This window comes from Sphingomonas kyeonggiensis (assembly GCF_030812785.1).
In the GTDB taxonomy this organism is placed as follows: domain Bacteria; phylum Pseudomonadota; class Alphaproteobacteria; order Sphingomonadales; family Sphingomonadaceae; genus Sphingomonas; species Sphingomonas kyeonggiensis_B.
Genome location: NZ_JAUSTJ010000001.1, coordinates 19,251 through 33,716 on the forward strand (window position 1 = coordinate 19,251; position 14,466 = coordinate 33,716).

At 68.8% G+C, this 14,466-nt stretch carries 16 protein-coding genes, 1 tRNA gene and 1 pseudogene; 11 read left to right on the top strand and 7 right to left on the bottom strand.

What is annotated here, in order from left to right; all coding sequences use genetic code 11:
* Positions 1–59: 59 nt before the first annotated feature.
* The 4 genes from J2W22_RS00080 (at position 60) to hemW (ending at position 2,169) form a co-directional block, all read left to right on the top strand.
* Positions 60–467 (top strand): MerC domain-containing protein, encoded by a 408-nt coding sequence (locus J2W22_RS00080; RefSeq protein ID WP_307116236.1) that lies wholly within the window; start codon positions 60–62, stop codon positions 465–467.
* Entirely contained in the window at positions 421–933 is a 513-nt protein-coding gene (locus J2W22_RS00085; RefSeq protein WP_307116237.1) for a Fur family transcriptional regulator, read from the top strand. The genes J2W22_RS00080 and J2W22_RS00085 overlap by 47 nt, the downstream gene beginning before the upstream one ends.
* 17 nt (positions 934–950) lie before the next feature.
* Positions 951–1,024: transfer RNA gene (locus J2W22_RS00090), tRNA-Gly, on the top strand.
* A gap of 14 nt (positions 1,025–1,038) precedes the next feature.
* Positions 1,039–2,169: a radical SAM family heme chaperone HemW gene (hemW, locus tag J2W22_RS00095; RefSeq protein ID WP_307116238.1), complete on the top strand. Its 1,131-nt coding sequence runs from the start codon at positions 1,039–1,041 to the stop codon at positions 2,167–2,169.
* A gap of 220 nt (positions 2,170–2,389) precedes the next feature.
* Here hemW and J2W22_RS00100 read toward each other — a convergent pair whose 3' ends face one another.
* Positions 2,390–3,586, bottom strand: coding sequence for a penicillin-binding protein activator (locus J2W22_RS00100; RefSeq protein ID WP_307116239.1), 1,197 nt, complete (start codon positions 3,584–3,586; stop codon positions 2,390–2,392).
* Positions 3,587–3,598: 12 nt separating this feature from the next.
* Between J2W22_RS00100 and rsmI the strand changes: the two genes are divergently transcribed.
* Positions 3,599–4,432 carry a 16S rRNA (cytidine(1402)-2'-O)-methyltransferase gene (gene rsmI, locus J2W22_RS00105; RefSeq protein WP_307116240.1) on the top strand — a complete coding sequence of 278 codons (834 nt, stop codon included), beginning with the start codon at positions 3,599–3,601 and terminating at the stop codon, positions 4,430–4,432.
* Positions 4,433–4,594: 162 nt separating this feature from the next.
* Here the strand turns inward: rsmI and J2W22_RS00110 are convergent, their stop codons facing one another.
* Positions 4,595–4,774 carry a hypothetical protein gene (locus tag J2W22_RS00110; RefSeq protein WP_307116241.1) on the bottom strand — a complete coding sequence of 60 codons (180 nt, stop codon included), beginning with the start codon at positions 4,772–4,774 and terminating at the stop codon, positions 4,595–4,597.
* Between the two features lie 90 nt (positions 4,775–4,864).
* Between J2W22_RS00110 and J2W22_RS00115 the strand changes: the two are divergent.
* The 3 genes and pseudogenes from J2W22_RS00115 to J2W22_RS00125 all read left to right on the top strand — a co-directional run bounded on the left by J2W22_RS00115 (position 4,865) and on the right by J2W22_RS00125 (position 6,982).
* A pseudogene (locus J2W22_RS00115) lies at positions 4,865–5,232 on the top strand (YraN family protein).
* A gap of 44 nt (positions 5,233–5,276) precedes the next feature.
* Positions 5,277–6,233, top strand: a complete 957-nt coding sequence (gene gshB, locus J2W22_RS00120; RefSeq protein WP_307116242.1) for a glutathione synthase — start codon at positions 5,277–5,279, stop codon at positions 6,231–6,233.
* Positions 6,234–6,397: 164 nt separating this feature from the next.
* Positions 6,398–6,982 carry a DedA family protein gene (locus J2W22_RS00125; protein ID WP_307116243.1) on the top strand — a complete coding sequence of 195 codons (585 nt, stop codon included), beginning with the start codon at positions 6,398–6,400 and terminating at the stop codon, positions 6,980–6,982.
* A gap of 97 nt (positions 6,983–7,079) precedes the next feature.
* Here J2W22_RS00125 and J2W22_RS00130 read toward each other — a convergent pair whose 3' ends face one another.
* The 4 genes from J2W22_RS00130 to J2W22_RS00145 are packed head-to-tail and all read right to left on the bottom strand — an operon-like array spanning position 7,080 to position 9,239.
* A complete protein-coding gene (locus tag J2W22_RS00130) occupies positions 7,080–7,979 on the bottom strand; it encodes a tyrosine recombinase XerC (RefSeq protein ID WP_307116244.1) in 900 nt (299 codons plus the stop codon).
* Positions 7,969–8,175 carry a hypothetical protein gene (locus tag J2W22_RS00135; RefSeq protein ID WP_307116245.1) on the bottom strand — a complete coding sequence of 69 codons (207 nt, stop codon included), beginning with the start codon at positions 8,173–8,175 and terminating at the stop codon, positions 7,969–7,971. The genes J2W22_RS00130 and J2W22_RS00135 overlap by 11 nt, the downstream gene beginning before the upstream one ends.
* Complete coding sequence (gene fsa, locus J2W22_RS00140; protein WP_307116246.1) at positions 8,175–8,831, bottom strand: fructose-6-phosphate aldolase; 657 nt, start codon at positions 8,829–8,831, stop codon at positions 8,175–8,177. The genes J2W22_RS00135 and fsa overlap by 1 nt, the downstream gene beginning before the upstream one ends.
* 12 nt (positions 8,832–8,843) lie before the next feature.
* Positions 8,844–9,239 (bottom strand): hypothetical protein, encoded by a 396-nt coding sequence (locus J2W22_RS00145; protein WP_307116247.1) that lies wholly within the window; start codon positions 9,237–9,239, stop codon positions 8,844–8,846.
* A gap of 96 nt (positions 9,240–9,335) precedes the next feature.
* Between J2W22_RS00145 and J2W22_RS00150 the strand changes: the two genes are divergently transcribed.
* On the top strand, positions 9,336–9,989 hold the full coding sequence (locus J2W22_RS00150) for a DUF2490 domain-containing protein (RefSeq protein ID WP_307116248.1): 654 nt from the start codon (positions 9,336–9,338) through the stop codon (positions 9,987–9,989).
* 90 nt (positions 9,990–10,079) lie between these two features.
* On the opposite strand, the gene J2W22_RS00155 is transcribed toward J2W22_RS00150, so the two are convergent.
* Positions 10,080–10,598, bottom strand: a complete 519-nt coding sequence (locus J2W22_RS00155; RefSeq protein WP_307116249.1) for a hypothetical protein — start codon at positions 10,596–10,598, stop codon at positions 10,080–10,082.
* A 74-nt stretch (positions 10,599–10,672) separates the two neighbouring features.
* Here J2W22_RS00155 and J2W22_RS00160 point away from each other — a divergent pair, with 74 nt between their 5' ends.
* Together J2W22_RS00160 and J2W22_RS00165 are read left to right on the top strand one after the other, a co-directional pair.
* Positions 10,673–12,841, top strand: a complete 2,169-nt coding sequence (locus tag J2W22_RS00160) for a primosomal protein N' (protein ID WP_307116250.1) — start codon at positions 10,673–10,675, stop codon at positions 12,839–12,841.
* A gap of 72 nt (positions 12,842–12,913) precedes the next feature.
* Complete coding sequence (locus J2W22_RS00165; protein ID WP_307116251.1) at positions 12,914–14,443, top strand: hypothetical protein; 1,530 nt, start codon at positions 12,914–12,916, stop codon at positions 14,441–14,443.
* Positions 14,444–14,466: the final 23 nt, after the last annotated feature.

Below are 14,466 nucleotides of genomic sequence, written 5' to 3' on the forward strand. Positions count from 1 at the left end.
CGGTGCCGGGGAACCGCGCCGCCGCATCCCCTCGACTGCGAGACTATTGGAGTAAAGACATGCGCTGCGGACAACCGGCGGCCGAGCCTTCCGCTATCGACTGGGTCGAGCGGATGGCGGTCGGCGCCTCGGTCCTGTGCCTCATCCATTGCGCCGGCCTGCCGCTGCTGCTGGCGGCATTGCCCGCCTTGTCGCGGCTGGTCGCGCTGCCCGAGACGCTGCATCTGTGGATCCTGGTGCTCGCGGTGCCCAGCTCGGGGCTCGCCCTGCTGGTCGGGACTTGGCGGCACCGGCTGTGGCAGCCGCTCCTTGCCGGCGGCATCGGCCTGGCCCTGCTCGCGGCGGGAGCGTTGCTCTTCGCCGAAACGCCGCAGGAAGTGCCGCTGACCATCGCGGGGAGCCTGTTCCTGGTGTTCGGCCATGTCCGCAACTGGCGGCTGCGGCACCGCCACCACCGCCATGGCTGAGCAGCGGCGCCCCGCCGGGCAGCTGAACGAGGCGATCCTTCGCCTGCTTCAGGATGCCGGGCGGCCGCTCAGGGTGGTCGAGATCCGGGCACGGCTCGACAGGGAGGGCGAGATCGCCGCGCCGAGCCTGATCTTCCGCGCCATCCGCCAGCTGGCCGCGCGCCGGGCGATCCACAAGGTCGAGATCGCCCGCGGCTATGTCGCCGGGGACGGCACGCGCAGCATCGCGCTGCTCTGCCGGAACTGCGGTGAGGTGACGCTGATCGACTGCCCCGCGGCCTTTGACGCGCTCGATGCGCTGGCCGAGCGGCACGGGCTGAGCCGGCAGAAGCACATGGCGGAAGCGGCGGGCATCTGCGCGCGATGCCGGGAGCAGGTTGACCATCGCCCCAAGGTCGTGGCAGGGGGCGAGCGCATCGTTGCTCCACGGCTTGCCGGGCAGGCCGGCAACGACGCAGGAAACTGACGAACAATCAGGCTCTTGCGGGTATAGCACAATGGTAGTGCAGCAGCCTTCCAAGCTGAATACACGGGTTCGATTCCCGTTACCCGCTCCACCTGCTCCAGGCATATGACCACCGAAACCGCTCCACTCGCACTCTATGTGCACTGGCCGTTCTGCGTGTCGAAATGCCCCTATTGCGACTTCAACAGCCATGTCCGCGAGAGCGTCGACCAGGCCGCGTGGCGCACGGCGATGCTCGCCGACCTGGCGCATGAGGCGGCCGAACTGCCGGGGCGCAGGCTGGGCTCGATCTTCTTCGGCGGCGGCACGCCTTCGCTGATGCCGCCCGAGACGGTCGCCGCGGTGATCGAGGCGGCGGAGCGGCATTGGGGCTTCGAGCCGGGTATCGAGATCACGCTGGAGGCCAACCCGTCTTCGGTGGAGGCGGCGCGCTTCGCCGATATCGCCTCGGCCGGGGTGAACCGCGTGTCGCTGGGGCTGCAGGCGCTGGACGACGATGCGCTGCGCTTCCTGGGACGGGCGCACGGCGTCGACGAGGGGCTGGCGGCGCTGGACACCGCCCAGCGGGCGTTCGACCGGGTCAGCTTCGACCTGATCTATGCCCGGCCCGACCAGAGCCTGGCCGACTGGGAGGCGGAGCTCACCCGCGCCCTCTCGTTCGGCACCGAGCATCTCTCGCTCTACCAGCTGACCATCGAGCCAGGCACGCGCTTCGCCACTTTGTTCGAGAAGGGCGAGCTCAAGGCCTATGATCCCGACGCGGCCGCCGACCTGTTCGAGGCGACGCGGGCGATTACGCGCGCTGCCGGACTGCCGGCCTATGAAGTCTCCAACCATGCCCGGCCGGGGGCGGAGAGCCGACACAACCTCACTTACTGGCGCTACAGCGACTATGCGGGCGTCGGCCCGGGCGCGCATGGCCGGCGCGGGGGCATGGCCACCGTCCGTCACAAGAAGCCCGAGAACTGGCTGAGCGCGCTGGGCCGCAACGGGCATGGCATGGAGCGCGAGGACCCGCTCGACCGGCATGACCGCGGTGTCGAGGCGCTGGTGATGGGGCTGCGGCTGGCCGAGGGCGTCGATCTGGCCCGCATCCCCGATGCGCCGCTGGACCTGAAGGCGCTGGCGCTGCTGGAGACGCAGGGGCTGGTGAGGCGGGCCGGCGCGCGACTGGTCGTGACCGATGCGGGCATGCCGGTGCTCGAGGCGATCCTGCGCGAGTTGGTGCTGGCCTGACGCTTCCTACCGCGCGCGGCGCCGCGGCCTGGCAAAGTACATGAAGTACACGCCCGAAGCGGGTTTTCGCGGCGCCTGGGTTGAGCAGGGTCCCGCTGGGGGCGCCGGATCGCGTAATGATGTTGCGCGGGGGCGATCCTATTTTTCCTACGGCCATGGGTCAGGACGCACGGCCCCTCTCCCCGACCCTCTCCCCCGAAGGGGAGAGGGAGAAGAAGTCCTAGTTCCCGAAGCCCGTGGGTGCCGGCGAGATCGTCACCGTCGTGCCTGCCTTGACTTCCTGCACCTCGAGCGCGCGCTCGGCGATGCCGTCGCGGCCGAAGCGGAAGGCGCCGTCCAGGCCGCCGAAGCCGTCCGGCGCGGTCAGGCGGCGTTCGGGGAAGATGTCGCCCGGGCGCCATTCGCGAGCGATGCGCACGGTGAGCAGCACCGCGTCATAGCCGAGCGTCGAGAGGCGGTACGGGGCCGCGCCGAAGCGGGTGCGGTACTTGGTGGCATAGGTGCGGTAGTAATTGTCGGGCACGCTGGCGAACCAGGCGCCGCTCAGCACCGCATTGGCGCCGATCGCCGAATCGGTGTTCCACAGCTCGGTGCCGAGGATGCGCGAGGTCTTGCCGCCGGCCGACTTGCGGATGATCGGCGCCGCGGTGACGCCGCTCGCACCCGAGCCGGCGATCAGGATCGCCTGATAGGGGGTGCGCGACAGCTTGGTGATCGCCGTGGTCATCGAGCCGGGGCGGCCGTCATAGCTCTCCATCGCCAGCACCTTGCCGCCCTGGTCCTCGACCGCGCGCAGGAAGCTGGTCGAGGCGCGCTCGCCATAGACGCCCGAGGTCATCAGGCCGACAAAGTTGGTGACGCCCTGGGCGCGGGCATAATCGACCACGCGCTCGATCGACTGGGCCGGCGAATAGCCGAGCAGATAGGTGCCGTTGCCGGCGACCGAGGTGTCGTTCGAGAAGCTCAGCACCGGCACGCGCGCGGCGCGGGCGATCGGCGCGACCTCGCGCGCTTCCTCGGCGAGGAGCGGGCCGAGGATCAGCTTGTTGCCGTCGGCGATCGCCTGGCGCGCGGCATTGGCGGCGCCGCCGGCGGTGTCATAGGTGGTGATGCGCAGCACGTCCGACCTGGTGTCGAGGATCGCGAGCTGAGTCGCATTGGCCAGCGACTTGCCGACGCCGGCATTCGGGCCGGTCATCGGCACGAGCAGGGCGACGCGGTGGCGCTCGACATCCTGGGGCAGGCCCGGGGTGATCGGACGCGTCGAGGGCCGCTCGCGCGGTACCTCCACGGTCGGCGCAGGACGCGATTCGGGGACGACCCGCGGCCCGCTGGCGCAGGCGGCGAGGAGCGCGGCGAGGCCCAAAGCGGCCCAGCGCAGGATGCCCCGTTGCGGATTCACGGTCGCGTCTGCCATTTACTCTCCCCGATGGACACTGTTCTCACGCCCGGCCTCTATATCGTCGCCACCCCGATCGGCAATCTCGGTGACCTGTCACCGCGCGCCAGCCAGATACTCCTGAACGCCGATCTGGTTGCGGTTGAGGACAGCCGTGTGACAGCCGGGCTGTTTCGCCACCTCGGCGCCAAGGGGAAGATGCTCCCCTATCACGACCATAATGCCGATGCGGTGCGCCCCGGACTGGTTGCGCGGATGGCGACCGAGGCGATCGCGCTGGTCTCCGACGCAGGCACGCCGCTGATCTCCGATCCCGGCTTCAAGCTGGTGCGCGACGCACGCGAGGCGGGCCATGCGGTGACGACGATCCCCGGGCCCTGCGCGGCGATCGCGGCGCTGACGCTGGCCGGGCTGCCGACCGACCGCTTCCTGTTCCTCGGCTTCCTGCCGAGCAAGCAACAGGCGCGGGCCGAATCGATCGCCGAGATCGCGAGCGTGCGGGCGACCCTGGTGCTGTACGAATCGGGGCCGCGGCTCTCGGCCTGCCTGACCGCGCTGGCCGAGGGGCTGGGCGACCGCGAGGCGGCGGTGGCGCGCGAGATCAGCAAGAAGTTCGAGGAATGCGTGACCGGCTCGCTGACCCAGCTCGCCGAGCGCTATGCCGAGGCGCCGCCCAAGGGCGAGATCGTGGTGGTGGTAGCGCCGCCGGGCGCGCCCGCCCCGGCCAGCGAGGAAGATGCCGACGCCGCGCTCGCCGAGGCGCTGACCCGGCTGCCGGCGAGCAAGGCGGCGGGCGAAGTGGCGAAGAAGCTCGGGCTCGACCGCAAGGCGCTCTATGCGCGGGCGATGGAGATGAAGGGGTAGCGATTAGGGGAAGCGCAAGCTTTCCTTCGTCACCCCGGCCTTGTGCCGGGGTCCACCGGGAGGCGAGCAATGGACAGGAGCTCGAAGTTCAGTCGGCGCGGCACAGTGGACCCCGGCACAAGGCCGGGGTGACGGCTTTGGGACACCGTATCGCTGAAGCCCTCAGGCGTATTCCTGCTCGAGCAGGCGCATCTCGTCGGCGCCGGTCAGTTCGGCCAAGCGCTTGAGATAGGTTTCGGCCAACTGGCGCCGGCGGAGCGCGGCGGCTTCCGTCATGGCGCGTTTGGCAGCTGCAAGTTCCTGAGCGGCGCGACGCCGATAATAGCGTTCGTTCGATTCCATTGGATGCAGACCCCCCGGAAGCACCGATGAACCCGGTTCGGTGCGACTCGGTCTGGCGATGGTAACCAAAGTTATCCACAGGTGCGAGTCGTGAGGGGTAAGAGACCAACGGATCGCCGCGCTGCAGAAACGCGTGGCCGCGAAGGCGAGCGCCGGGCGGCGTGGTGGCTGTGCTCAAGGGCTGGAAAATCCTCGATTCCCGGGTCCGCACGCCCGCCGGCGAAGTCGATCTGGTTGTGCGCCGCGGCAACCTGATCGCGTTCGTCGAGGTCAAGACCCGCGCCACTGCCGCCGATCTCGACCATGCGATCGACGAATATCGCCTCGCCCGCGTTGCCGCCGCGGCGGAATATCTGATGCCGCGCTATGCCGGGCCGGGCGACGATATCCGGGTGGACGTAATCCTCATTGCCCCCCGCACCCTGCCTCGCCATATCGAGAACGCCTGGATGGGGTGACTTATACGGATAAGTCACCTACAGCGTTTCCCGAAGGAGGCCGAATGTCGCTCAATGTCGCCGTGCAGATGGACCCGCTCGATGCGATCAACATCGCCGGAGACTCGACCTTCGCGCTGATGCTGTCGGCGCAGGCGCGCGGGCACCGACTGTTCCATTATGCCGCCGAGGACCTGAACTATTCGGCCGGCCGGGTATGGGCGAAGGCGCATCCGGTGACGGTGCAGCGCGTCGCCGGCGATCATTTCACGTTCGGCGATCCGGTGCAGCTGGACCTGGGCGAGGAAGCCGACGTGGTGCTGATGCGCCAGGACCCGCCCTTCGACCTTGGCTATATCACCGCGACGCATCTGCTCGAGCGGATCGCCGACCGGACCTTGGTGGTCAACGACCCCGCATCGGTGCGCAACGCGCCCGAGAAGGTCTTCGTCCTCGACTATCCGCAGTTCATGCCGCCGACGCTGGTGACGCGCAGCCTGGAGGAGGCGCGCGCCTTCCTGGCGGTGCACGGCGAGATCGTCATCAAGCCGCTGCACGGCAATGGCGGCAAGGCGATCTTCAAGGTGGGCCGCGACGGCGCCAACCTCTCCGCGCTGATCGAAGTGTTCAACACCGCCTATCGCGAGCCGCACATGGTGCAGGCCTTCCTCTCCTCGGTGGCGGCGGGCGACAAGCGGATCGTGCTGGTCGACGGCGAGGTGGCCGGCGCGATCAACCGCATCCCCGGTGAGGGCGAGATCCGTTCCAACCTGGCGGTGGGCGGAAGTGCGGCCAAGACCGAGCTCACGCCGCGCGAGCAGGAGATCTGCGACGTGCTCGGGCCGGAGCTGAAGAAGCGCGGGCTGCTGTTCGTTGGGATCGACGTGATCGGCGGCGAATGGCTGACCGAGATCAACGTCACCTCCCCCACCGGCATCGTCGCGATCGACCGGTTCAACGGCAGCGATACCGGCGCGGTGATCTGGCAGGCGATCGAGCGCCGCGTGGCGGAGCGGGGCTAGGGCAAGATCAAGCCCATGCATGTTCCCCGGCCAAGGCCGGGGTCCGGCATCGGCGAACCCGGCGAGGGGCAGGCGCCTCTCCAACGACAGTGCAACTGGGCCCCGGCCTTTGCCGGGGAACCGACAGGGGAAAGCCGCGTAAGCAAATGATCGGTGCAGCGTAGATGTGGGACGCGGTTTCCTGGGGCTATTGGGGCATTTTCTGGCTGATGGTGCTGGAGAATGTGATCCCGCCGATCCCCTCCGAGGCGATCATGAGCGTGGGCGGCATCGCCGTCGCGCGCGGACAGATGGACTTCACGCTGCTCGTGCTGGTCGGCACCGCCGGCACGGTGCTGGGCAATCTCTTCTGGTGGGAGATCGGCCGGCGACTCGGCTATCAGCGCCTCAAGCCGATGATCGACCGCTGGGGCCGCTGGCTGACGCTCGACTGGCACGAGATCGAGAAGCTCAAGGCCTATTTCGACCGATGGGGCGGGCCGACCGTGCTGATCTTCCGCTTCATGCCGGTGGGCCGCACGATCATCTCGATCCCTGCGGGCCTGATGCACATGCCGTTCTGGCGCTTCGTCGGCTATACCGCCGTGGGCAGTGCGATCTGGAACACGTTGCTCGTCGGCCTGGGCTATGCGCTGGGCGCCACGATCGCCGATATCGAGCATTGGGTCGCGCCGATGGTGTTCGCGATCATCGGGTCGGTGGTCGCGATCTATCTGTGGCGCGTGTTCACCTGGAAGCCTCGAGGCTGAGCCGGTCGAGCGCGCCGGCGATGGCCTGGGCGCGGATCTCCATCTGCGGCAGGAGCTTTGCGAGACCGAACTCGATCTTGTCGAGCATGGCAGGCGATCAGGCGCGGGGATGGGCGTTGCGGTACACGTCGAGCAGATGCGCGGCGTCGACCGCGGTATAGACCTGGGTCGAGCTGAGGCTGGCATGGCCGAGCAACTCCTGCAGCGCGCGCAGATCGGCGCCGCGGCCGAGCAGGTGGGTGGCGAAGCTGTGGCGCAGCGCATGCGGGGTGGTGCGGTCGGACAGGCCGAGCGCGGTGCGGGCGGCGCGGACCGATTTGCGGATCACGCCGGGCGGCATCGGCCCGCCCTTGGCGCCGCGGAACAGCGGGGCGTCGCGGGAGATGCCGTAGGGGCATTGCCGAGCATAGGCCTCGATCGCCTCGCGGACCTGGGGGAGCAGCGGGACGATACGGGTCTTGTCGCGCTTGCCGGTGACGCGCATCGCCTCGCCGAGCGGGAGGATGGCGCCGGTGAGCGCCACCGCCTCGCCGATGCGCAGGCCCGCGCCGTAGAGCAGGAGCAGCACCGCCCAGTCGCGCGCGGCGATCCAGGGCTCGCGAGCATCCTCGGACACGGTCTCGGCCAGCGCGACGGCTTCGTGCGGGGCGATCGGGCGGGGTATGCCCTTCTTGACGCGGGGCCCCTTGAGACGGGGCAGTTCGGCATCCTCGCCGACGGCGAACTTGAGGAAGCCGCGGACCGCGGAAAGCTCGCGCGCGGCGGAGGCGTTGGTCAGGCCCTGGTCGCGGCGAAGGGCGAGATAGGCGCGCAGGTCGGTCGCGGTCGCCTTGGCGAGGCTTTCGCGGGTGACGGGGCCGCCCCAATGGGCCTGGAGGAAGGCGACCAGCCGCTCGGCGGTGGCGCCATAGGCCCGCACCGTGTGCGCCGAGCGCCGCCGGTCGCGGGCGAGATGCTGCGCGTAGAGAAGCGGGAGCGGCGCCTCGTCAGTTGGCATCGGCCCTGACCGGGACGTCGACCTTCACCGCATGCGTCTCGACCGGAGCGAAGAGGGCTATGAGGCACGACACCAGGCAGATGATCGCGAAGCCACCGAGCGTGTAATTGCGGCCGCGCAGCTCGCGCGTCGCCACGACGATGCTCAGGAGCGCGGACAGCAGCAGCGCGGCCGCGCTCCAGAGCATTCCGTCCATCAGCCGATCTTCTGGCCGGTCTTGGCCCAGTCGGCCATGAACGCGGCGATGCCGGCGTCGGTCAGCGGATGCTTGACCAGCTGGCGGATCACCGCCGGCGGGGCGGTCATCACGTCGGCGCCGATCTTGGCGGCCTCGAGCACATGGATCGGGTTGCGCACGCTGGCGACGAGGATCTCGGTGTCGAAGGCGTAATTGTCGTAGATCGTGCGGATGTCGGCGATCAGGTCCATGCCCGGATAGCCGATATCGTCGTGGCGGCCGACGAAGGGCGAGATGAAGGTCGCGCCGGCCTTGGCGGCGAGCAGCGCCTGGTTGGCCGAGAAGCAGAGGGTGACGTTGACCATCGTGCCGTCGCTGGTCAGCGCCTTGCACGCCTTGAGGCCCTCGATCGTCAGCGGCACCTTGACCGCGACATTGTCGGCGACCTTACGGACGATCTCCGCCTCGCGCATCATGCCCTCGAAATCGAGCGCGACGACTTCGGCCGAGACGGGCAGGCCCGGCACGATCTCGCAGATCTCCTTGACCACTTCGAGGAAGTCGCGGCCGGCCTTGTGGATCAGCGAGGGGTTGGTGGTGACGCCGTCGAGCAGGCCGGTATCGGCCAGGTCGCGGATGTCGGCGGTATCGGCGGTGTCGGCGAAGAACTTCATCGGGAATCCTTGTCAGTCGTGCGTGAGCATGAGCTTTGCGCGACCGCCCTTAAGCCGATTCACCGTGACGCGATAGGTGCCGGGACGCATCCGGTAATAGAGGATCTTGCGGATCGTCGAGCAGCGCGGGCCGCGGCTTTCCGACGCCATGCGCAGCGCGCGCCGGCCGGTGGCGGGCCAGGCATCGATCCAGCCATCCTGGTCGATCGCGATGCCGACCGTGCCGGCCTTGCGAATGGCGATCCGCGTCTCGAGCTTGCCGCCGCGCGCCGGCAGCGTCACCGCATGGCCGGTATCGAGCCCGCGCCCGTCGCGCGTCCAGCCGGCGAGCGGCCGGGGCAGGCGCGTGTCGAGCGCGGTGCAGCGGCCCTGCGCCGCCATGCCGATCGCGAGTGCCGTGAGAATCATCGCCGTCCCTCCCCTTGGATGCGAAGATGTTCCATGAATGTTCTCATGCCGGCAACAAAAGCTTGCACCGAAATGAAGACGATGCGTTTAGGCGGGATGCGCGCGTTCCTTGTTCTTCCCCTGCTGCTTGCCGGTGCCCCGGCATGGGCGCAGCAGACCGACGACCAGCTCTGGCTCCAGGCCAGCGGCGTGATGCGCGTCGGCGCGCATGAGGAAGCGACGGTGGAGAGCATCGCCCGCTTCGGCGATCGCGCGCGCGGCCTGGCGCATACCGAGATCGGCGGGCTGTTCGCCTGGAAGCTCGGCAAGGTCGAGCTGGCGATCGGCTATCGCCATGTCGAGGATTTCGTCGGCGACCGCACGCTGCCCAATGAGGAGCGGATCCGCCAGCATGTGATCGTGCCGCTGGGCGCGGGCTTCGCCACCCGGGTGCGGCTGGAGCAGCGTTTCAACAGCTCGGGGCCGGAGATCGGCCACCGCGTGCGCGGGCAGCTGCGGTTCAACACGGACCTGATCCGGGGCAGACTCGGCCTGTTCGCGACGCACGAGACCTTCCTCAACCTCAACACCACCGGCTGGGGCCAGCGCAGCGGCATCGAGCGGGTGCGCGCCAATATCGGGCTGGGCGTGCCGATCGGCCGCCAATTGCGTGGCGAGATCGGCTATCTCAACCAGTATCGCTTCGGCCGAGGCGGCGCGCGCGACCAGATGGATCATGCGATGACGATCGGGCTGACGCTGCGGCCTTGAGAGTAACTGCATATCGTCACCCCGGCCTTGTGCCGGGGTCCACCGGGAGGCGAGTGCTGGCGAGGAGGCTCTATCGTCAGTCCGGGAGGCTTAGTGGACCCCGGCACAAGGCCGGGGTGACGAAGTGAGTTGAGGCGAGCCGGTTTCGCCTACTCCCCTGCGACCAGCATCGCCTTCACCTTGGCGCCGGGCAGGCCCGAGACGTAGAGCCGGTAGAGGCCCGGCTTGAGATCGAAGCGGACGATCTTGCGGATGCTCGAGCATTCGGGGCCGTGGCCGTGCTTGACCGACGTCAGCGCCGCACCGCCTTCGGCCCCCCGGCAGCACGTCGATCCAGCCGCCCTGGTCGAGCGCGATGCCATAGGTGCCGGGGGTCTCGATCTTGAAGCCGATCGTCGCCGCCTTGCCCGGTTTGCTGCCGGCCGGCAGTCCCTTGAGCGCCGCGGCGTCGATCGTGTCGAGTTCGACTGCCTTGCCGGGCGTGAATTCGTCGCCGGGCTTCACCCAGCCGAGCAGGCCGGTGGGCAGGCTGGCGTCGGTCGCCTTACAGGCCGTGGTCTGGGTGGCGGGCGCAGTCTGGACGAGCAGCAGGGCGGCGGCGAGGAACATTGTCGGTCTCCTTGGGTCCCCAGAGCGATACGGGGATTCCGTTTCCCGCGCAAAACCCCATATGAGGGCGTCTCATGTCCCGCGCCCGCGTCCTCGTCCTGCATCCCGCGCTCGGCCCCCTCGACTATCGCGTGCCCGCCGGCATGCAGGTCGCGCCGGGGTCGATCGTCGTCGTGCCGATCGGGCCGCGCCAATATGCCGGGGTGGTCTGGGAGCCCGAGCGGCTGCCGACCGAGGAGATCGGCGACAATCGCCTGCGCAACATCCTCGCTGTTGCAGACGCGCCGCCGATCCCGGCGTCGGTGCGCCGGCTCGTCGAGTGGACGGCGGATTATTATCTGAGCCCGCCCTCGGCGGTGCTGGCGATGGCGCTGCGCACCTCGGCCGCGTTCGAGAGCGCGCCGACGATCACCGAATATCGCGCGACCGGCCAGGTGCCGGATCGCCTCACCCCGCAGCGTGCCCAGGCGCTTGAAAGGATCGGCGAGCGCCAGGGGCTGGTCAAGGAGCTGGCACTGGTCGCCGATGTCTCGGACGCCGTGATCCGCGGGCTTGTCAAGGTCGGCGCGATCGAGGCGGTGGTGGTCGATACCGACACGCCCTACCCCCTGCCCGACCCCAATTTCGCCCCGCCCCAGCTCAACCCCGAACAGGCCGATGCCGCGTCGATCCTGCGCCAGGCGGTGGGGGCAGAGGCGTTCCAGCCTTTCCTGCTCGACGGGGTTACCGGATCGGGCAAGACCGAAGTCTATTTCGAGGCGGTCGCCGCGGCGCTGGCGGCGGGCAGGCAGACGCTGGTGCTGCTGCCCGAGATCGCGCTGACCGAGCCCTTCCTCACCCGCTTCGAGAAGCGCTTCGGCTGCGATCCGGTCGCCTGGCATTCGGGGCTGCGCACCTCGCAGCGCCGCCGTGCCTGGCGGGCGATCGCCAGCGGCGAGGCGATGGTGACGGTAGGCGCGCGATCGGCATTGTTCCTGCCCTATCCCAATCTCGGCCTGATCGTGGTCGACGAGGCGCACGAGACCAGCTTCAAGCAGGAGGACGGCGTCCATTACCACGCGCGCGACGTGGCGGTGATGCGCGGGCGGTTCGAGGAATGCCCGGTGCTGCTCGCCTCGGCGACGCCGGCGATCGAGACGCGCCACCAGGTCGAGCTCGGCCGCTATGAGGAGCTCAAGCTGCCCGGGCGCTACGGTGCCGCGGAGATGCCCGAGATCATTCCGGTCGACATGCTCCAGGCGCCGCCCGAGCGCGGCCGCTGGCTGGCGCCGCCGCTGGTCAAGGCGATCGAAGAGACCTTGGCGAAGGGCGAGCAGTCGCTGCTGTTCCTCAACCGGCGCGGCTATGCCCCGCTGACTTTGTGCCGGCATTGCGGCCACCGCTTCCAATGCCCGAACTGCACGGCGTGGATGGTCGAGCACCGGCTGCTCAAGCGCCTGTCCTGCCATCATTGCGGGCACACGATTCCGGCGCCGAGTCTGTGCCCCGAGTGCAAGAGCGAGGACACGCTCGTCGCCTGCGGACCGGGCGTGGAGCGCATCGCCGACGAAGTCGCGGCGCTCTGGCCCGAGGCGCGGACCGCGATTGTCACCTCGGACACGCTGTGGTCGCCGGCCAAGGCGGCCGAGTTCGTGTCACGGATGGAGCATGGCGCGATCGACATCGTCGTCGGCACCCAGCTGGTGACCAAGGGCTATCACTTCCCCAACCTCACTCTGGTCGGCGTGGTCGATGCGGACCTGGGACTGGACGGCGGCGACCTGCGCGCTTCCGAGCGGACCTTCCAGCAGATCATGCAGGTGGCCGGACGCGCCGGGCGCGGGGAGAAGCCGGGCACGGTCTATATCCAGACGCATGCGCCGGACGCGCCGGTGATGCAGGCGCTGGTCTCGGGCGATGCCGAGAGCTTCTATGCGGCGGAGACCGAGGCGCGGCGCGATGCCGATGCCCCGCCCTTTGGCCGCTATGCCGCGATCATCGTCAGCTCCGAGGACCGCGCCGCGGCGGAAGAGACTGCGCGGATGATCGGCCGCACCGCGCCCGAGATCGGCGAGGACATGCACGTCTATGGCCCCGCCCCCGCCCCGCTGGCGATGCTGCGCGGGCGGCACCGCTACCGGCTGCTCGTCCATGCGCGGCGGAGCTTCGACGTGCAGCAGGTGCTGCGCGACTGGCTGGGCGGGCTGGCCTGGAGCCAGAAGGTGCGCGTGGCGGTTGACGTGGACCCGTACAGCTTCGTCTGATCCGGTCCAAATTGCGGCTTGTGCGTAGGCCGCGCCGCGATAAGCATCTGGATGAAAACGGGGGATTTCCAGATGTTACGCAAGCTGCTCGCGGCCGCTCTCCTCGCCCTGCCCGTGGCGGCGCACGCCGACTGGTATGAAGCCAGCACCGGGCATTTCATCGTCTATTCCGAGCAGAAGCCCGAGAAGCTCAGGGACTTCGCCACCAAGCTCGAGCGGTTCGACAAGCTGATCCGCTACATCCGCAAGGTGAAGGACGAGCCGATCGGCCCCGCCAATCGGCTGACCGTCTATGTCGTCGACGACACCAGCGATGTCGCCAAGCTGGCCGGGGAGAGCTTCGTCGCCGGCTTCTATCGCCCGCGCGCCGGCGGATCGCTCGCCATCGTCCCGCGCAGCGCCGGGGACGGCGACGCCAACGATCTCGGCCCGCTGCAGATCCTGCTCCACGAATATGCCCACCACCTGATGTGGAGCCTCACCCCGAACATCGTCTTTCCATCCTGGTATATCGAGGGATCGGCGGAGTTCTTCGCCACCACCCGCTACGACAAGGACGGCAGCATGGTGGTCGGCCTGCCGCCGCAATATCGCGGCTATGGCATATTGGAGGGCAACTGGCTGCCCGCCGACAAGCTGCTGATGGCCGATACGCTGAAGCTCAACGATACCCAGCGCGAGGGGCTGTACGGGCGCGGCTGGCTGCTGAACCACTATCTGCTGTTCAACGACAAGCGACAGGGCCAGCTCCTCACCTATCTGAACGCGCTCAACGCCGGCAAATCAGCCAAGGATGCCGCCGCGACGTTCGGCGACCTGAAGCAGCTCGATCGCGAGCTGGAGAGCTACAAGCATGGCAAGCTCCAGGCCCGCCGCGTGGAGGCGGAGCAGACCAAGGTGGGCAGCGTCGAAATCCGCCCGCTCACGCCCGGCGAGGCGGCGACGATGGACGTACGCATCCGCTCCAAGAATGGCGTCGACGAGAAGACGGCGCCCGGCGTCTACGCCGCCGCGAAGAGGGCCGCCGCGCCCTATCCCAATGACCGCGGCGCCCAGCTGGTGCTTGCCGAGGCGGCCTATGACGCGGGCGATTATGCCGTATCCGAAGCCGCCGCGGACCGCGCCATCGCCGCCGATCCCAAGGCGGTGGACGGCTATGTCTACAAGGCGATGTGCCGGATGGCGCTGGCGAGCAAGGCAAAGGACTTCGGCAAGGAAAGCTGGTCCGCAATCCGCAAGATCATCGCCAGCGGCAACCGGCTCGATCCCAAGGACCCCGAACCGCTGATCCTCTATTATCGCAGCTATGTGGAGCAGGGCCTTCCGCCGCCCGCGATCGCCAAGGACGCGCTGTACGACGCCTTCAGCTATGCGCCGCAGGACAGCGGGCTGCGCCTGACCACCGCCGCGATGCTGCTGAAGGACGACGACACGGTGCGGGCACGCAGCCTGCTCGCGCCGCTCGCCTATCAGCCGCACGGCAAGGGCCTGGCGCAGTTCGCCGCCCTGCTGGTTGCCAAGATCGACGCAGGCGATGCTGCCGGGGCGAAGGCGGCGCTGGACGGTGACGCGGCGAAACGCGCGGAGGCCGAGGAGGAGTGACGCACCCCGCTTGAACCGCCGCT

Coding starts and splice junctions, on each gene's coding strand:
- J2W22_RS00080 (WP_307116236.1), top strand. CDS start 60: ATGCGCTGCGGACAACCGGCGGCCGAGCCTTCCGCTATCGACTGGGTC.
- J2W22_RS00085 (WP_307116237.1), top strand. CDS start 421: ATGTCCGCAACTGGCGGCTGCGGCACCGCCACCACCGCCATGGCTGAG.
- hemW (WP_307116238.1), top strand. CDS start 1,039: ATGACCACCGAAACCGCTCCACTCGCACTCTATGTGCACTGGCCGTTC.
- J2W22_RS00100 (WP_307116239.1), bottom strand. CDS start 3,586: ATGGCAGACGCGACCGTGAATCCGCAACGGGGCATCCTGCGCTGGGCC.
- rsmI (WP_307116240.1), top strand. CDS start 3,599: ATGGACACTGTTCTCACGCCCGGCCTCTATATCGTCGCCACCCCGATC.
- J2W22_RS00110 (WP_307116241.1), bottom strand. CDS start 4,774: ATGGAATCGAACGAACGCTATTATCGGCGTCGCGCCGCTCAGGAACTT.
- gshB (WP_307116242.1), top strand. CDS start 5,277: ATGTCGCTCAATGTCGCCGTGCAGATGGACCCGCTCGATGCGATCAAC.
- J2W22_RS00125 (WP_307116243.1), top strand. CDS start 6,398: ATGTGGGACGCGGTTTCCTGGGGCTATTGGGGCATTTTCTGGCTGATG.
- J2W22_RS00130 (WP_307116244.1), bottom strand. CDS start 7,979: ATGCCAACTGACGAGGCGCCGCTCCCGCTTCTCTACGCGCAGCATCTC.
- J2W22_RS00135 (WP_307116245.1), bottom strand. CDS start 8,175: ATGGACGGAATGCTCTGGAGCGCGGCCGCGCTGCTGCTGTCCGCGCTC.
- fsa (WP_307116246.1), bottom strand. CDS start 8,831: ATGAAGTTCTTCGCCGACACCGCCGATACCGCCGACATCCGCGACCTG.
- J2W22_RS00145 (WP_307116247.1), bottom strand. CDS start 9,239: ATGATTCTCACGGCACTCGCGATCGGCATGGCGGCGCAGGGCCGCTGC.
- J2W22_RS00150 (WP_307116248.1), top strand. CDS start 9,336: ATGCGCGCGTTCCTTGTTCTTCCCCTGCTGCTTGCCGGTGCCCCGGCA.
- J2W22_RS00155 (WP_307116249.1), bottom strand. CDS start 10,598: ATGTTCCTCGCCGCCGCCCTGCTGCTCGTCCAGACTGCGCCCGCCACC.
- J2W22_RS00160 (WP_307116250.1), top strand. CDS start 10,673: ATGTCCCGCGCCCGCGTCCTCGTCCTGCATCCCGCGCTCGGCCCCCTC.
- J2W22_RS00165 (WP_307116251.1), top strand. CDS start 12,914: ATGTTACGCAAGCTGCTCGCGGCCGCTCTCCTCGCCCTGCCCGTGGCG.